Consider the following 16,037-nt stretch of genomic DNA (forward strand, 5'->3'; position numbering starts at 1 on the left):
CGGGGGTAGCGAGGTGTTACTGCGATGAGGGTTCATGGGGGCAACTCCGAGCGGTTCGGGAAAGCGGTCCCGCTGCCGCACTCTAAGCGGAGCCATACCGATGGGTACGAGGTTTGAGTTATTGCGTTGTTATCAAAGGACAATATGGATGTTGTGATGTCCCTTAGTGACTATTACGCGAAGTAACCTTTGACCCTGGTTCAGCTTTTCGGGCACCGAGCGGCCCTCCAGAAGCGCGTCGCGGCTTGCTGGGGGCCTGCGGTACCCTAACGCCATGCGTGCCGTACGCCTTCTGCTTAGCGGGCCGCGCTGATCAGTCCCGGCCACCGGACGAGTCGAGTGGCCGGAATCGGCGCGGCGTCCCCTCCTGTGCGAGGGGATTTTTCGTTTCTCGAACCCACAGCCGCAGGCAGAGACGATCGATGGAGCTTTGAGGATCATGAGCGAGACGAACCCCGCTGCCGCCGCCGAGGTGGCGGCGCCGCACCGCTACACGGCCGCCATGGCAGCCGAGATCGAGGCACGCTGGCAGGACATCTGGGACGTCGACAACACCTACGGCGCGCCCAACCCGAAGGGTGACCTGGCGGGCGAGACGGAGACCGTCGCCAAGCCCAAGAAGTTCATCATGGACATGTTCCCGTACCCCTCCGGGGCGGGCCTGCATGTCGGTCACCCCCTGGGCTACATCGCCACGGACGTGTTCGCCCGCTTCCAGCGGATGACCGGCCACAACGTCCTGCACACCCTGGGCTTCGACGCCTTCGGCCTGCCCGCCGAGCAGTACGCGGTGCAGACCGGCACGCACCCGCGCGTGTCCACCGAGGCCAACATGGAGAACATGAAGTCCCAGCTGCGCCGGCTGGGCCTGGGCCACGACAAGCGCCGGTCGTTCGCCACGATCGACCCGGACTACTACAAGTGGACCCAGTGGATCTTCCTGCAGATCTTCAACTCCTGGTACGACCACGACGCCGGGCGGGCCCGCCCCATCGCCGAGCTGATCGAGCTGTTCGCCTCGGGTGAGCGGCCCGTTCCGGGCCACACGCGCGCGTGGAGCGAGCTGAGCGCCGCCGAGCAGGCCGACGTCCTGGGCGAGTTCCGGCTGGCCTACGCCTCCGACGCGCCGGTCAACTGGTGCCCCGGGCTGGGCACCGTGCTGGCCAACGAGGAGGTCACCTCCGAGAACCGCTCCGAGCGCGGCAACTTCCCGGTCTTCAAGGCCAAGCTGCGCCAGTGGAACATGCGCATCACCGCCTACGCCGACCGGCTGCTGGACGACCTGGACGCGCTGGACTGGCCCGAGGCCATCAAGCTGCAACAGCGCAACTGGATCGGCCGCTCCGAGGGCGCGCGCGTCGACTTCCCCATCGACGGCGAGCGCATCACCGTCTTCACCACCCGCCCGGACACCCTGTTCGGCGCCACCTACATGGTGCTGGCCCCCGAGCACCCGCTGGTCGAGAAGTTCACCCCGGCGGCCTGGCCGGAGGGCACCCACGAGGTGTGGACCGGCGGCCACGCGGCCCCCGGTGAGGCCGTCAGCGCCTACCGCGCGCAGGCCGCCTCGAAGTCCGACGTGGAGCGGCAGGCCGAGGCCAAGGACAAGACCGGCGTCTTCATCGGCGCGTACGCCACCAACCCGGTCAACGGCGAGCAGGTCCCGGTCTTCATCGCCGACTACGTGCTGATGGGCTACGGCACCGGCGCGATCATGGCTGTCCCCGCCGGCGACCAGCGCGACTTCGAGTTCGCGCGCGCCTTCGAGCTGCCGATCCACTGCGTCGTCGAGCCGACCGACGGCCGTGGCACGGACACCTCGACCTGGGAGAACGCCTTCGGGTCGCACGACGCGAAGATCATCAACTCGTCGAACGACGAGGTCAGCCTGGACGGCCTGGGCGTCGCCGAGGCCAAGGCGCGCATCACCGAGTGGCTGGAGCGGTCCGGCACCGGCGAGGGAACCGTAAACTTCCGGCTGCGCGACTGGCTGTTCAGCCGCCAGCGCTACTGGGGCGAGCCCTTCCCGATCGCCTACGACGAGGACGGCATCGCCCACGCGCTGCCCGAGTCGATGCTGCCCCTGGAGCTGCCCGAGGTCGAGGACTACTCGCCGCGCACGTTCGACCCGGACGACGCCGACACCCAGCCCGAGACGCCGCTGTCCCGCAACGAGGACTGGGTCAACGTCACGCTGGACCTGGGTGACGGCCGTGGTCCGCGCAAGTTCCGCCGCGAGACCAACACCATGCCCAACTGGGCCGGTTCCTGCTGGTACGAGCTGCGCTACCTGGACCCGCACAACAGCGAGAAGCTGGTCGACCCGGAGATCGAGCGCTACTGGATGGGCCCGCGCGAGGGCCAGCCGCACGGCGGTGTCGACCTGTACGTCGGCGGTGCCGAGCACGCCGTACTGCACCTGCTGTACGCGCGCTTCTGGTCCAAGGTGCTGTACGACCTGGGGCATGTTTCCTCGGCCGAGCCGTTCCACAAGCTGTTCAACCAGGGCATGATCCAGGCCTACGTCTACCGCGACAGCCGCGGCATCGCGGTGCCGGCCGCCGAGGTGGAGGAGCGCGACGGCGCGTACTGGTACCACGGCGAGAAGGTCTCCCGGCTGCTGGGCAAGATGGGCAAGTCCCTGAAGAACGCGGTCACTCCGGACGAGATCTGCGCCGAGTACGGAGCCGACACGCTGCGCCTGTACGAGATGGCCATGGGCCCGCTGGACGTCTCCCGGCCGTGGGACACACGCGCGGTGGTGGGCCAGTTCCGGCTGCTGCAGCGGCTGTGGCGCAACATCGTCGACGAGGCGACCGGCGAGGTGACCGTCGTCGACGCGGAGGAGGCCGACATCGACGCGGAGACGCTGCGCGCCCTGCACAAGGCGATCGACGGGGTGCGCGGTGACCTGGAGGGCATGCGGTTCAACACCGCCATCGCCAAGGTCACCGAGCTGAACAACCACCTGACCAAGGCGGGCGGTGCCGTCCCGCGTCCGGTCGCGGAGGCCCTGGTGCTGATGATCGCCCCGCTGGCCCCGCACGTCGCCGAGGAGCTGTGGCGCAGGCTGGGGCACGCCGACTCGGTGGTGCACCACGACTTCCCGGTGGCCGACCCGCAGTACGTGGTCGACGAGACCGTGACGTGCGTCGTGCAGATCAAGGGCAAGGTCAAGGCGCGGCTGGAAGTCTCGCCGGCCATCTCCGACGACGAGCTGGAGAAGATCGCGCTGGCGGACGAGAAGGTCGTCGCCGCGCTGGGCGGGGCCGGGATCCGGAAGGTGATCGTGCGGGCACCGAAGCTGGTGAACATCGTCCCGGCGTAGGCGCGGGGCCTGACAGGCCTCCATCGGGGTGCTCCCCTACGGGCAGGTTCGGGGTTCTTCCGGAACTCCGGACCTGCCTGTTGCGTTTACCGTTGAAGAGCGACGTGAGGTGTGCCGCGATGTCCTGAGGAGGAGCCGGTGGAAGCAGTGATCGCAGTATTCGCCCTGCTTTTCGTGCTCTTTCTCGGGCTCGGCGTCTACGCGACGGTGAAGGTGGTCGGTGCCGCCAAGCGCGGTGTGGACCGCGGTCTCACCCAGGCCCGCCGCACCGTCGAGGACCACACGCTGCGGGCCAAGTCCTTCGCCCAGCCCGGCGCGGCGGGTGAACTCGCCCAGCTCCGGCTGAGACTGCGCACCTCGATGCGTGCCACCCAGGACGCGCTGCAGGCGGCCGTCGCCGAGGACGCGTCCCTGAAGGAGTCCATCGGCCTCTTCGAGCGGCTCAGCGCGCACGGCCACGAGCTGGACGCCGAGCTGAAGCGCCTGGAGGCCGAGCCGGACCGCGGTGCGCTGACCGAACGGCTGCCCGGGCTGCGCGAGCGCACCGAGCGCATCACGCAGTCCGCGGACGCTCTGCGCTGGGCGGCCCGAGACCGGTCCCGCCGCTTCGCCGAAGACGACCTGGACACCCTCAGCGCCCAGATCGACGTGGAGGCCGGGGCGCTGCGGCATTGGACGACGCCGGAGGGCGAGCCCGCCTCGCAGCCGTGGCCCGAAGCGCCCGCCGCCGATGCCGCCACAGCCGGGCAGACCTGGCCGGAAACCCCGCAGCCGAGCCCCGAGCAGGAGTCGGCACGGCCCGCCATCACCCCGCCGGGACCGCGCCCCACCTACTCCTGGCAGAAGAAGGCCCGCCCCGAGAGCACCACTTGATCCGGCCACTCGCGCCACGGGGCACAGGGGCCGGGCTGCCGCACGGGCACTACGGCAGGTAACCTCCAGCTCATGTCCCGCCATGTCGCGATCGTCACCGATTCAACGGCCTACCTGCCGGCCCGGACGATGGAGCGCCACGGCATCACAGCGGTACCCCTGACGGTGGTCCTCGGTGACCGGGCGCTCGAAGAGGGCACCGAGATCTCGACCCGCGCTCTCGCCCAGGCTTTGCAGAAGCGGCGCCCGGTGACCACCTCGCGGCCGAGCCCCGCCGTCTTCGAGGAGACGTACCGCAAGGTCGCCGAGTCCGGCGCCACCGGCATCGTCTCCCTCCACCTCTCCGCCGAACTCTCCGGCACCTACGACGCGGCCGTCGTGGCCGCCCGGCAGGCGCCGGTGCCGGTGCGGGTGGTGGACACCGGCATGATCGCGATGGCGCTCGGATTCTGCGCGCTCTCCGCCGCCGAGACCGCGGAGTCGGGCGGCACGGTGGACGAGGCCGTCACGGCCGCGGAGAAGAGGGCCGCCGGCACGTCCGCCTACTTCTACGTCGACACCCTCGACTACCTGCGCCGCGGCGGCCGTATCGGCGCCGCGCAAGCCCTGCTGGGCTCGGCGCTCGCGGTGAAGCCGCTGCTGCAATTGGCCGACGGCCGCATCGAACCGCTGGAGAAAGTGCGGACCGCGTCCAAGGCGATCGCCCGCCTCGAGGAGATCGCGGCCGACCGGGCGGGCAGCGCGCAGGTCGATGTCGCCGTCCACCATCTCGCCGCCCCGGACCGGGCGTCGGCCCTCGCCGACCGGCTGCGGACGCGGTTGACCGGGCTGGCCGATCTGCATGTCAGCGAGGTCGGGGCGGTGATCGGCGCGCATACGGGGCCCGGGCTGCTGGGAGTTGTGGTTTCGCCGCGGTGAACGTTGCTGCGGGGCTTTGAGCACCGGCTCCGATCACCCGTGTGAGTGGCGCAGTTGTCCACAGCCGGGCGGTTGTCCCCGGGAATCGACCAAGATCATCGCGAGTGGGCCGAGGTGGCCGATCCTCGTCGCATGGCACTTCGATCACGTTCACGTACAGCGACTGCGACCAGCGGCCCGGGGCGTGGCCCCATGTCCGACGGCCGCATCCGGCACCGTCGCCGCCGCCCGCCTGTCGCACGCGGCCGGGCCCGGCACCGCCACGCTTCCGCGGAGGAACTGCGCCGGCGGGCGGAGGTGCTGTTCGGAGAACATGGCGAACGGGCTGAGCGGGCTGAGCGAGTCGAGCCTGCCGAACGGGCCGGGGAGCGGCGGGAGTCGGGGCAGGGGCCGCCCGGCCGACGGCGGCCTTCCTGGGCGCTCGGGGAGACGGCTGTCGGGGATCGCGTGGGGGAAGGGCCCGATCGGCACGAAGCTGTGGTGGAGCCCGGAATGGAACCCGTCGCCGTCCCCGCCGGGCCGGACAGTGGGGTCGGCCGCGTCGAGGCAGGGGCCTGGCGGGAGCGGGCCGGACTCGCGCTGCGGGAGCGCTTGCCCGTGTGGTTGCAGGCCAGGTGCGGGCTGGAGCGGCGGAGCGTACTTGCTCTGACGGTCCTGCTCGTCGTCGCCGCGGGGTTCGCCGTGCAGCACTTCTGGACCGGCCGGACCCAGTCCGTGCGGCCGCCCGAGGTGGTGCGAGCGGCGGCGCCGTTCGGGGAGCGGGACCAGGGCGGACAGGTGCAGGAGGAGCGAGAGCCGGGCGCGCCCGCCGGGGCGGCGAGAACGGCAGGCGCCACGGGAGCGCCCGAGATCGTCGTGGACGTCGGCGGCAAGGTCCGTGATCCAGGGATCCATCAGCTGCCGGCCGGCTCGCGGGTCGCGGACGCCCTGCGCGCGGCGGGCGGCGTGAAGCCCGGGACGAACACCGACGGTCTCAACCGTGCCCGCTTCCTCGTGGACGGCGAACAGGTCGTCGTCGGCGGACCGGCCCCCGTCGCGGGAAACGGGGCGGGCGGTACGGCCGCCGGAGGCACGGCCGGTGGGGCGGCGGGCGGCGCGATGCCGGCGGCTCCGGTCTCCCTCAACACGGCCACCAGCGACCAGCTCGACACCCTGCCGGGAGTGGGCCCGGTGCTGGCGCAGCACATCATCGACTACCGCACCCAGCACGGCGGTTTCCGTTCCGTGGACGAACTGCGCGAGGTGAACGGCATCGGCGACCGCCGCTTCGCCGACCTGCGGAATCTCGTACGGCCATGAGGGCGGCCCCTGACCCGCCGGTGCGGCGGGACGACGCCGTTCCCGGGGCCGGCCTCGCCGTGCCGGGCGGCGAAAGCCCGGCCGCGCGGGGAGGGGCCGGCGCGCCTGAGCCGGCCCGGTCGTCCGTACACGCCTCCTCCGGGCAGCGGCTCGGCACCGCCCGCCCACGGCAGGAAGGGCCCACGGACCTGCGGCTCGTGCCCCCCGCCCTCGCGGCCTGGGGCACGGCGGCGCTGGCGCTGGGCGCATCGCCGTGGTGGGCCGCGGGCATCGTGGCCGGCTGTCTGCTCGCCGTCGGCCTGCTGCCGCTGGCTCGGAGTTCCGGAACGGCGTCGTGGCCGCGCGCCTCGGCCGCCGCCGTGCTGCTCTGCGTCGCCGCTGCCGCCGCGTCGGCCGGGCTGCACGGGGCGGATCTGCGCCGAGGGCCCGTGCCCGGCCTGGCGCGGGAGTACGCGACGGTGACCGCCGAGGTCGAGCTCACCTCCGACCCCCGGCTGACCCGTCCCAAGGTCCGGGGCGATCACGTGGCTCCCACCGCCGTACTGGTCGATGCCGAGGTGCGGCGGGTCCACGAGGCGGGTGGCACGACAGTGGTGACGCGGGCGCCGGTGCTGATGATCGTCGACGTGAGGTCGGCCCGTGGGGGCACCGGGGGTGGGCTGCCGCGGTCGGCGGCCGGCGAGCGGGTGCGGTCGCCGTGGCTCGGGCTGCTGCCGTCGACGCGGCTGAGGGTGAGCGCGCGGCTGGCTCCCGCGATGACGGGCGGTGACCGGGTCGCGGCCGTGCTGCGCGTCCGCGATCAGGGCGTACCGGAGGTGGTGGGAGAGCCCTCGGGAGCTCAGCGGCTCGCCGGGCGGCTGCGTGCCGGGCTGCGGGAGGCGACCAGCGGGCTGCCGGCGGATGCTCGGGCCCTGTTGCCGGGGCTGGTCGTGGGGGACACCTCGCGGATCACCCCGGAGCTGGAGGAGGCCTTCAAGGAAACCGACCTCACGCACACGCTCGCTGTGTCAGGGGCCAACTTCACGATCCTCCTCGCCCTGTTGCTCGGGCCGCCGGGCCTGGCGCAGCACGTCGAGCGGCGGGGCCTCGCGCCTCGTCTCGGTATCTCCCTGCGGGGGACGGCGGTGCTCGGGGGTGCGCTCTCCCTCGGGTTCGTCGTGGTCTGCAGACCGGATCCGAGCGTGCTGCGGGCGGCGGCCTGCGGAGCCGTCGCGCTGCTCGCCCTCGCGACCGGCCGGCGGAGGTCGCTGATCCCGGCGCTGGCGACGGCGGTCCTGCTGCTGGTGCTGTACGACCCGTGGCTGGCGCGGAGTTACGGGTTCCTGCTGTCCGTCGTGGCCACCGGGGCGTTGCTCACGCTCGCGCCGCGGTGGAGCGCCGGGCTGCGGCGGCGCGGGGTGCCGCCCAGGCTCGCCGAGGCGCTGGCCGCCGCTGCCGCCGCGCAGGCGCTGTGCGCGCCCGTGGTCACCGTCCTGTCGGCGCGGGTGAGCCTGGTCGCCGTGCCGTGCAATCTGCTCGCGGAGTTCGCGATCGCGCCCGCCACCGTGCTGGGCTTCGCGGCACTGGCCACGGCACCGGTGGGGATGCCGGTGGCCAAGGCCCTGGCGTGGTGCGCGCAGTGGCCCGCCGAGTGGATCGCGGAGATCGCCCGGACCGGAGCGGCGCTGCCGGGGGCGGGGGTGGACTGGCCGGGCAGCTGGGCGGGCGCGGCGCTGCTCGCGGCCGTGACCCTGGTGGTGCTGCTCGTGGGGCGGCGGCTGCTCGGACATCCGTGGTGGTGCGGGGTCTGCGGGCTGCTGCTGGCGCTGGCGGTGGTGCAGCCGCCGCCGCTGACCCGGGTGATCACGGGCTGGCCGCCGCCGGGCTGGCGGCTGGTGATGTGTGACGTGGGGCAGGGCGACGCCATGGTACTCGCGGCGGGTGAGGGCGCCGGAGTGGTGGTGGACGCCGGGCCCGATCCGCAGCTCGTCGACCACTGCCTGCGCGCGCTCGGCATCACCAGGATCGCGCTGGTCGTGCTCACCCACTTCCACGCCGATCACGTGGCGGGGCTGCCCGGTGTGCTGCGCGGACGGGCCGTGGGCGCGATCGAGACGACGGGCTTCGAGGAGCCCGCGGACCAGGCCGCGTTCGTGCGGAGACAGGCGGAGGCCCGGCGGGTGCCCGTGACCAGCGCCGCCGCCGGGGAGCAGCGCCGCGCGGGCGGGTTGTCCTGGCAGGTGGTGTGGCCGCCACCGAGCCCGCCACCGCCGTCAGCGAGCTCTCCACCGGGCTCGCATCCGCAGGTGCTCCCGGCCCACCCGGTGCCGGAGGGGCCGAACGACGCCAGTGTGGCCATGCTGGTCCGGTCGGCGGGGTTGCGGCTGCTGCTCCTCGGGGACCTCGAACCCCCGGCCCAGCGGGCGCTGGCCAGGTCGCCGGCGGCCGAGATGCTGGAGGGCGTGGACGTGCTGAAAGTCGCTCACCACGGCTCGGCCTACCAGGACCCCGGTCTCATACGCCGGGCGGCTCCGCGGCTGGCCCTGATCAGCTGCGGGGCGAACAACACCTATGGGCATCCGGCGCCCGGCACGGTGGCGGCGCTGCGCGCCGGGGGTGCGACGGTGCTGCGGACGGACCGGGACGGCGCACTCGCGGTCGTAGGAGGGGGCGGGGAGCTGAGGGTGGCGCGAGACTGAGGCATGAACACAGCACAGGTTGATGCCTATCTCCGCCGCCTGGGGGCCGAGCCCCCGGCGTGGCCCACCGTGGACGCGCTGCGCGAGCTGCACCTGCGGCATCTGCGGACCGTGCCGTTCGAGAACCTCTCGATCCATCTCGGCGAGGAGATCGTGCTGGAGGAGAAGCGGCTGCTGGACAAGGTGGTGGGCGCCCGGCGGGGCGGGTTCTGTTACGAACTCAACGGAGCCTTCGGGGCGTTGCTCGCCGCACTGGGCTACGAGGTGGCGCTGCTCGCGGGGCGGGTCTACGGGGACGAGGAGCGGCTCGGGATCCCGTACGACCATCTCGCGCTGCGGGTGCGGACGGTGGACGGGGGCGACTGGCTGGCCGACGTCGGGTTCGGGGCGCACAGCCACCTTCCGCTGGAGTTCGGGGAGCGGGGAGAACAGGAGGACCCGGGAGGCACGTTCCGGATCGTGGAGGCGGGGCCGGACGTGGCCGGGGTGCGCGGTGGACACGACACGGTGGAGGCGGCGGACCTGCACGTGATCCGTGACGGCAGACCGCAGTACCGCCTGGAGGTGCGGCCGCGGGCGCTCGGTGACTTCGTGGCCGGGGCCTGGTGGCACAGCACGTCGTCGGTGTCGCACTTCACGCGGTCGCTGGTCTGTTCGCGGGTCACGGAGGACGGAGGAAGGATCACGCTCAGCGGACGCAAGTTCACGGTGACGGCGGCCGACGGGACGCGGGAGGAGAGGGAGCTGGGGACGGACGAGGAGGTGCTCGGGGTGTACCGGGAGCGGTTCGGGATCGAGCTCGGCGCGGTGCCGGTGGTCCGGGGCACCGGCCGGGAGAGCTGATCCGGCCCGGCCGGTAGGGCTGATCCGGACCAGAAGGGGCACATCGTCCACACATGGTTCACATGGTTCTACTGGTGCGTAGTCCCATCACATGTGCTGGATTCCCGTGATGTGGTCGCGTGTTGCCTCGAAAGCCTCATCGGTGGTCGAATGCGTCCTCGGTGAACAGTGATCAAACCGCTGACTTCGAGTCGCACGAGGGGTCCAGATGATCGGCCGCTGGCTGGGAAGCCGAACCAACCGGGTGCAACGGGCGAGCCCCCTGGCGGCGGTGCCGACGCCGCCGAGTGCGGGGGTACTGAGCTGCCGGGTGCTCGACCCGGTCAACGAGCCGGTCAGACACGCTGAGTTCGCGGTCACCGACGCCATGGGGCGTTCCGTGGTCAGCGGGGGAGCGGATCCGTTCGGGTCGTTCGTGACGACGGTGCCCGCGGGGGAGTACCGGCTCGCGGTGTCGGCGGAGGGGTATACGCCGTACCGGGCGACCACACAGGTCGCCGAGAACACACTCGCCTCGCTCGGCGACGTGACGTTGCAGGTGGCCCGGCCGCCGGAGCTGCCCGAGCCCGGCGACTGGGAGATCGAGTCGGCGCACTCATCGCTCGCCTTCACCGCACGGCACATCGGACTGGCCCGGATCCATGGGCAGTTCAAGTCGTTCGCGGGTGTCATACGGGTCACCGACCCGCTGGAGCGGTCGGCGATGCATGTGGTGATCGACGCGGCGTCCATCGACACCAATGTGAAGATGCGTGACGACCATCTGCGGTCGGCGGACTTCCTGGACGTCGCGAAGTTCCCGACGCTCGAGTTCTACAGCGACCGGTTCGTGCACAAGGGTGCGAACCGGTGGGCCGTGACGGGTGCGCTGTCGCTGCACGGCGTCACGCGGACGGTCACGCTGGACACGGAGTATCTGGGGCTGGGCAACGGCATGGAGGGCGAGGTGCGGGCGGCCTGCCGGGCCACGACCGAGCTGCACCGGGACGACTTCACCGTGAGCTGGCAGACGATGCTGGCGCGGGGCATCGCGGTGGTCGGGCCGAGCATCAAGATCGACCTCGATGTGCAGGTCGTGCGCAAGGGCTGAGCCGGCGGATCCGGCGGCTCGGGCCGCGAGGCGGTGTCGGACAATGTCCGGCGTGAGTGATGTGCGACATGTGCTGGTGCTGCCCGATCGTGATGCCGCGGAAGAGGTGGTCGAGGCGCTCGGGGAGCGGTTCGGGGTCGGCGAGGAGCCGCGGCTCGTGCGGGACGCGCTGGCCGGTGAGGACGACGCCGAGGACGCGCAGTGGCTGGTCGTCCTGAGGGACGAGGACGGGCGGCTGGACGCGGGGGAGCTGGACCGGTTCGCCGGGGAGTGGGACGGCTGGCGGGAAGAGCCGTAGGGTCCCGGGCCGCTGTCGGCGTACGCCTCCGTCCGCGCACGCACCTGCCCGTCCGAGTACGCCTCCGTCCGCGCAGGCATCTGTCTGTCCGAGCCGGCCGCCGTCCGTCCGGCCCCGTTGTCAGTGCCGCGTGGGATGCTTGTCGCGATGGCCAGGAAGAATGCGAATGACGACCCTCTCGCCCCCGTGACGCTCGCCGTGGGCCAGGAGGACCTGCTGCTCGACCGCGCCGTGCAGGAGGTGGTGGCCGCGGCGAAGGCCGCCGACGCCGACACGGACGTACGGGACCTGACCTCGGACCAGTTGCAGCCCGGCACGCTCGCCGAGCTGACGAGTCCGTCGCTCTTCGCGGAGCGCAAGGTCGTGGTCGTACGCAACGCGCAGGATCTCTCGGCCGACACGGTCAAGGACGTCAAGGCGTATCTCGGGGCGCCCGCCGAGGAGATCACCCTCGTGCTGCTGCACGCCGGAGGGGCCAAGGGCAAGGGGCTGCTCGACGCGGCGCGCAAGGCCGGGGCGCGCGAGGTGGCCTGTCCGAAGATGACGAAACCGGCGGACCGGCTGGCGTTCGTGCGGAGTGAGTTCCGGGGGACGGGACGGTCCGCCACGCCGGAGGCGTGCCAGGCGCTCGTCGACGCGATCGGGAGCGATCTGCGGGAGCTGGCGTCGGCGGTCTCGCAGCTCGTCGCGGATGTCGAGGGGACGGTCGACGAGGCGGTCGTCGGGCGGTACTACACCGGCCGGGCCGAGGCGTCGAGCTTCACGGTCGCCGACCGGGCGGTCGAGGGGCGGGCGGCGGAGGCGCTGGAGGCGTTGCGCTGGTCGCTGTCGACCGGGGTGGCGCCGGTGCTGATCACCAGCGCGCTGGCACAGGGCGTCCGGGCGATCGGCAAGCTGTCCTCGGCGCGCGGAGGCCGGCCTGCCGATCTCGCGCGCGAGCTGGGGATGCCGCCGTGGAAGATCGACCGGGTGCGGCAGCAGATGCGCGGGTGGACTCCGGACGGGGTGTCGGTGGCGCTGCGGGCGGTGGCCGAGGCGGACGCGGGCGTCAAGGGCGGCGGAGACGACCCGGGGTATGCCCTGGAGAAGGCGGTGGTCGCCATCGCCCGGGCGGCCCGGTCCAGGGGACGAGGGTAGGGGCCCTCCTCAGCGGACGGGCTCGCCGATGCCCAGCATGTTTCCCTCGCTGTCGCGGAACCAGGCGCCGCGTTCACCCCGGGCGCCCTTGCTCGGATAGTTCCCCTCGATCTCGGCGATCCCGTCCCGCGTGCGGAAGCCGGGCAGGTCGACCTCCTCGAACACCACACCGCGCCCCTTCAGCTCGGCCACGGCGGCGTCGATGTCGTCGACCTCCAGCGCCATCTGGGTGAAGGTGCCGGGTGAGGCACCCGTCGAGCGGAACAGGACGAACTCCCCGCCGCCGCACCGGTAGAGCAGCCCGCCGGGCCGTTCGTCCACGGGCTCCAGACCGAGTTTCTCGGCGTAGAAACGCCGTGCCCGGTCCAGGTCCTGGGTGGGCAGCCGGGTCGCCACGCGTGCCCGGGCCAGCACGTCTGAGTCGTCTCCGTTCATCTCTCCACCATGCCGCGATCGACGGCCGGAGGGAGAATCGGAGGTATCAGCCGTACGTCGCCAAGAGACGGAGAGGTGGCGAAGGTCATGGCTGAACACCCGCACGCAGCGCTCGTCCGCAGGGGATTCGAGGCCTTCTCGCGAGGTGACATGGACACCTTGCGCGGACTGATCGCGTCGGACGCCACACACCACGTACCCGGAGATCACCCGTTGTCGGGTGACTTCAAGGGAGTGAACGCGATCATCGAGATGTACGAGCGGCTCGGCATGGAGACCAAGGGGACGATGAACGCCGAGCTGATCGGCATCTGTGTCGACGGCCGGGGCCATGCGGTCGGGATGACCCGCTTCACGGCCGAGCGCAACGGCAAGCACCTCGACGACACCGGCTGCATCATCTTCAGGATCGTCGGCGACAAGGTCACCGACCTCGACGAATGCGTCGAGGACATCGACGTGAACAACGCGTTCTGGTCCTGAACAGGCCGAAGGCCGGATGCCCTCCCATGGGGAACAGGAGAGGCACCCGGCCTTCGGTGCAAGCTGCTGGATCCGCGCCCGCGTGGCGAACGCAGGCCGCGCGCGGATCCGAGGGGTGCCGGAAGGGAGCGGATGAGAGAGGGCCCGCTCGATTCCCCCCGGCGTCACATCAGATGTCAGCCCTTGAGCGCGGCGACCTTCTGAGCCAGCGCCGACTTCTTGTTGGCAGCCTGGTTCTTGTGGATGACGCCCTTCGAGACGGCCTTGTCGAGCTGACGCGCGGCAACGCGCTGGTACTCGTTGGCCTTCTCGACGTCACCCGCGGCCGCAGCCTCACGGGCCTTGCGGATCGCGGTCTTGAGGGAGGACTTGACGGCCTTGTTGCGCAGCCGCGCCTTCTCGTTGGTCTTGATCCGCTTGATCTGGGACTTGATGTTCGCCACGAAGAGCCTTTTCAGGTTCTGGCACGGGACCGCACGGGACCCGCACCGATGATTTCTTGAGGTTGTGCCTCCTGCTGAGAGGGCATGAGGCACAGCCCCCCACGGTACCAGCGGGCCCATCCACGGCCCAAACCCGTCCATGCTCCCCACCCGTGGGACCATGGAGGCTACGTATCGATCCGACCCGAGACCGCAGACACTGCGGACGCCTCAAGAATCAGGACCCTGCGTGCCCGCGATCCCTAGCCATGTGCCCGAACCGAGCCGTACCGACCCGGCTCTGATCCGCAACTTCTGCATCATCGCGCACATCGACCACGGCAAGTCCACGCTCGCCGACCGGATGCTTCAGCTGACCGGAGTGGTCGAGCAGCGGCAGATGCGCGCTCAGTACCTCGACCGCATGGACATCGAGCGTGAGCGCGGCATCACGATCAAGTCCCAGGCGGTGCGTCTGCCGTGGGCTCCCACCGAGGAGCCAGGCAACACGCACATCCTCAACATGATCGACACCCCGGGCCACGTCGACTTCACCTACGAGGTCTCGCGGTCGCTCGCCGCCTGCGAGGGCACCATCCTCCTGGTCGACGCGGCCCAGGGCATCGAGGCCCAGACTCTCGCCAACCTCTACCTGGCGATGGAGAACGACCTCAAGATCATCCCCGTCCTCAACAAGATCGACCTGCCGGCCGCGCAGCCCGAGAAGTTCTCCGAGGAGCTGGCCAACCTCATCGGCTGTGACCCGGACGACGTGCTCAAGGTGTCCGCCAAGACCGGCATGGGCGTCGAGGCGCTGCTCGACCGGGTCGTCAGGGAGGTCCCGGCGCCCGTCGGAGTCAAGGACGCGCCCGCGCGCGCCATGATCTTCGACTCCGTGTACGACTCCTACCGCGGTGTCGTGACGTACGTCCGTGTCATCGACGGCCAGCTCAACAAGCGCGAGCGGATCCGGATGATGTCCACCGGCGCCACGCACGAGCTGCTGGAGATCGGCACCAACTCGCCGGAGATGAAGGCGGCCGACGGTATCGGCGTCGGCGAGGTGGGCTACCTGATCACCGGCGTGAAGGACGTCCGCCAGTCCAAGGTCGGTGACACCGTCACCAGCATGCACAAGGGCGCCGAGGAGGCGCTCGGCGGCTACAAGGACCCGAGGCCCATGGTCTTCTCCGGTCTGTATCCGCTGGACGGCTCGGACTACCCCCTGCTGCGCGACGCGCTGGACAAGCTTCTGCTCAACGACGCCGCCCTGGTCTACGAGCCGGAGACCTCCGCGGCCCTCGGTTTCGGCTTCCGCGTCGGTTTCCTGGGCCTGCTGCACCTCGATGTGATCCGCGAGCGGCTGGAGCGTGAGTTCGGCCTCGACCTGATCGCCACCGCGCCCAACGTGGTATATCGCGTGATCATGGAGGACGGCGTCGAGCACACCGTCACCAACCCGAGTGAGTTCCCCGAGGGCAAGATCAACGAGGTGTACGAGCCGGTCGTGCGCGCCACGATCCTCGCGCCGACCGAGTTCATCGGCGCGATCATGGAGCTGTGCCAGACCCGGCGCGGCACCCTGCTCGGCATGGACTACCTCTCCGAGGACCGGGTGGAGATCCGCTACACCCTTCCGCTCGCGGAGATCGTCTTCGACTTCTTCGACCAGCTGAAGTCCAAGACCCGGGGGTACGCCTCGCTCGACTACGAGCCCACCGGCGAGCAGACCTCCAGCCTGGTCAAGGTCGACATCCTGCTGCACGGCGACAAGGTGGACGCCTTCTCGGCGATCACCCACAAGGACCAGGCGTACGCGTACGGCGTACGGCTCGTCGCCAAGCTGCGCGAGCTCATCCCGCGCCAGGCCTTCGAGGTGCCCATCCAGGCCGCCATTGGCTCCCGGGTGATCGCCCGCGAGACCATCCGAGCCATCCGCAAGGACGTCCTCGCCAAGTGCTACGGCGGTGACATCTCCCGTAAGCGGAAGCTGCTGGAGAAGCAGAAGGAGGGCAAGAAGCGGATGAAGATGGTGGGTTCCGTGGAAGTTCCGCAGGAGGCGTTCATCGCCGTCCTGTCGAGCGATGACAGCGCGGGGTCGGGCAAGGGCAAGAAGTAATCACGGTTACCGTGGGTCACACCGCAAACCGGGTAGAACAGGGGCCCGCCGCGCGAAAGCGCGGCGGGCCCCTGTGCATACGGGGGGTAGCTCTCGGTACGAAGTGACAGGCCG

Annotated in this window: 13 protein-coding genes; 11 read left to right on the top strand and 2 right to left on the bottom strand. The window is 71.0% G+C overall.

The features are described from left to right. The first annotated feature begins 439 nt into the window (after positions 1-439). The 9 genes from leuS to holA all read left to right on the top strand — a co-directional run bounded on the left by leuS (position 440) and on the right by holA (position 12,464). Positions 440-3,328 carry a leucine--tRNA ligase gene (gene leuS / locus OG542_RS27100; RefSeq protein ID WP_328414062.1) on the top strand — a complete coding sequence of 963 codons (2,889 nt, stop codon included), beginning with the start codon at positions 440-442 and terminating at the stop codon, positions 3,326-3,328. A gap of 138 nt (positions 3,329-3,466) precedes the next feature. Continuing rightward, positions 3,467-4,201, top strand: coding sequence for a hypothetical protein (locus OG542_RS27105; protein ID WP_328414064.1), 735 nt, complete (start codon positions 3,467-3,469; stop codon positions 4,199-4,201). 72 nt (positions 4,202-4,273) lie between these two features. Next, the gene (locus OG542_RS27110; protein WP_311125651.1) at positions 4,274-5,119 is read left to right on the top strand and encodes a DegV family protein; all 846 of its coding nucleotides are present in this window, start codon (positions 4,274-4,276) and stop codon (positions 5,117-5,119) included. A gap of 132 nt (positions 5,120-5,251) precedes the next feature. Beyond that, positions 5,252-6,418, top strand: a complete 1,167-nt coding sequence (locus OG542_RS27115) for a ComEA family DNA-binding protein (RefSeq protein WP_328414066.1) — start codon at positions 5,252-5,254, stop codon at positions 6,416-6,418. Then, positions 6,415-9,096, top strand: coding sequence for a ComEC/Rec2 family competence protein (locus OG542_RS27120; RefSeq protein ID WP_328414068.1), 2,682 nt, complete (start codon positions 6,415-6,417; stop codon positions 9,094-9,096). Before OG542_RS27115 ends, OG542_RS27120 begins: the two co-directional genes overlap by 4 nt. A gap of 3 nt (positions 9,097-9,099) precedes the next feature. Beyond that, positions 9,100-9,939 (top strand): arylamine N-acetyltransferase family protein, encoded by an 840-nt coding sequence (locus tag OG542_RS27125; protein ID WP_328414070.1) that lies wholly within the window; start codon positions 9,100-9,102, stop codon positions 9,937-9,939. A 208-nt stretch (positions 9,940-10,147) separates the two neighbouring features. Continuing rightward, a complete protein-coding gene (locus OG542_RS27130) occupies positions 10,148-11,029 on the top strand; it encodes a YceI family protein (protein ID WP_311125647.1) in 882 nt (293 codons plus the stop codon). A 52-nt stretch (positions 11,030-11,081) separates the two neighbouring features. Next, entirely contained in the window at positions 11,082-11,327 is a 246-nt protein-coding gene (locus OG542_RS27135) for a hypothetical protein (RefSeq protein WP_193478015.1), read from the top strand. A gap of 147 nt (positions 11,328-11,474) precedes the next feature. Continuing rightward, on the top strand, positions 11,475-12,464 hold the full coding sequence (gene holA, locus OG542_RS27140; protein WP_328414073.1) for a DNA polymerase III subunit delta: 990 nt from the start codon (positions 11,475-11,477) through the stop codon (positions 12,462-12,464). A gap of 9 nt (positions 12,465-12,473) precedes the next feature. Here holA and OG542_RS27145 read toward each other — a convergent pair whose 3' ends face one another. Then, the gene (locus OG542_RS27145) at positions 12,474-12,899 is read right to left on the bottom strand and encodes a VOC family protein (RefSeq protein ID WP_311125645.1); all 426 of its coding nucleotides are present in this window, start codon (positions 12,897-12,899) and stop codon (positions 12,474-12,476) included. 87 nt (positions 12,900-12,986) lie between these two features. Between OG542_RS27145 and OG542_RS27150 the strand changes: the two genes are divergently transcribed. Further along, a complete protein-coding gene (locus OG542_RS27150) occupies positions 12,987-13,382 on the top strand; it encodes a nuclear transport factor 2 family protein (protein ID WP_328414075.1) in 396 nt (131 codons plus the stop codon). Positions 13,383-13,558: 176 nt separating this feature from the next. On the opposite strand, the gene rpsT is transcribed toward OG542_RS27150, so the two are convergent. After that, positions 13,559-13,825: a 30S ribosomal protein S20 gene (gene rpsT, locus OG542_RS27155; RefSeq protein ID WP_311125643.1), complete on the bottom strand. Its 267-nt coding sequence runs from the start codon at positions 13,823-13,825 to the stop codon at positions 13,559-13,561. A gap of 229 nt (positions 13,826-14,054) precedes the next feature. Between rpsT and lepA the strand changes: the two genes are divergently transcribed. Continuing rightward, positions 14,055-15,923, top strand: coding sequence for a translation elongation factor 4 (lepA, locus tag OG542_RS27160; RefSeq protein WP_261680988.1), 1,869 nt, complete (start codon positions 14,055-14,057; stop codon positions 15,921-15,923). Positions 15,924-16,037 lie beyond the last annotated feature (114 nt).

It is taken from the genome of Streptomyces violaceus (assembly GCF_036014075.1).
GTDB classification, from domain to species: Bacteria; Actinomycetota; Actinomycetes; order Streptomycetales; family Streptomycetaceae; genus Streptomyces; species Streptomyces violaceus.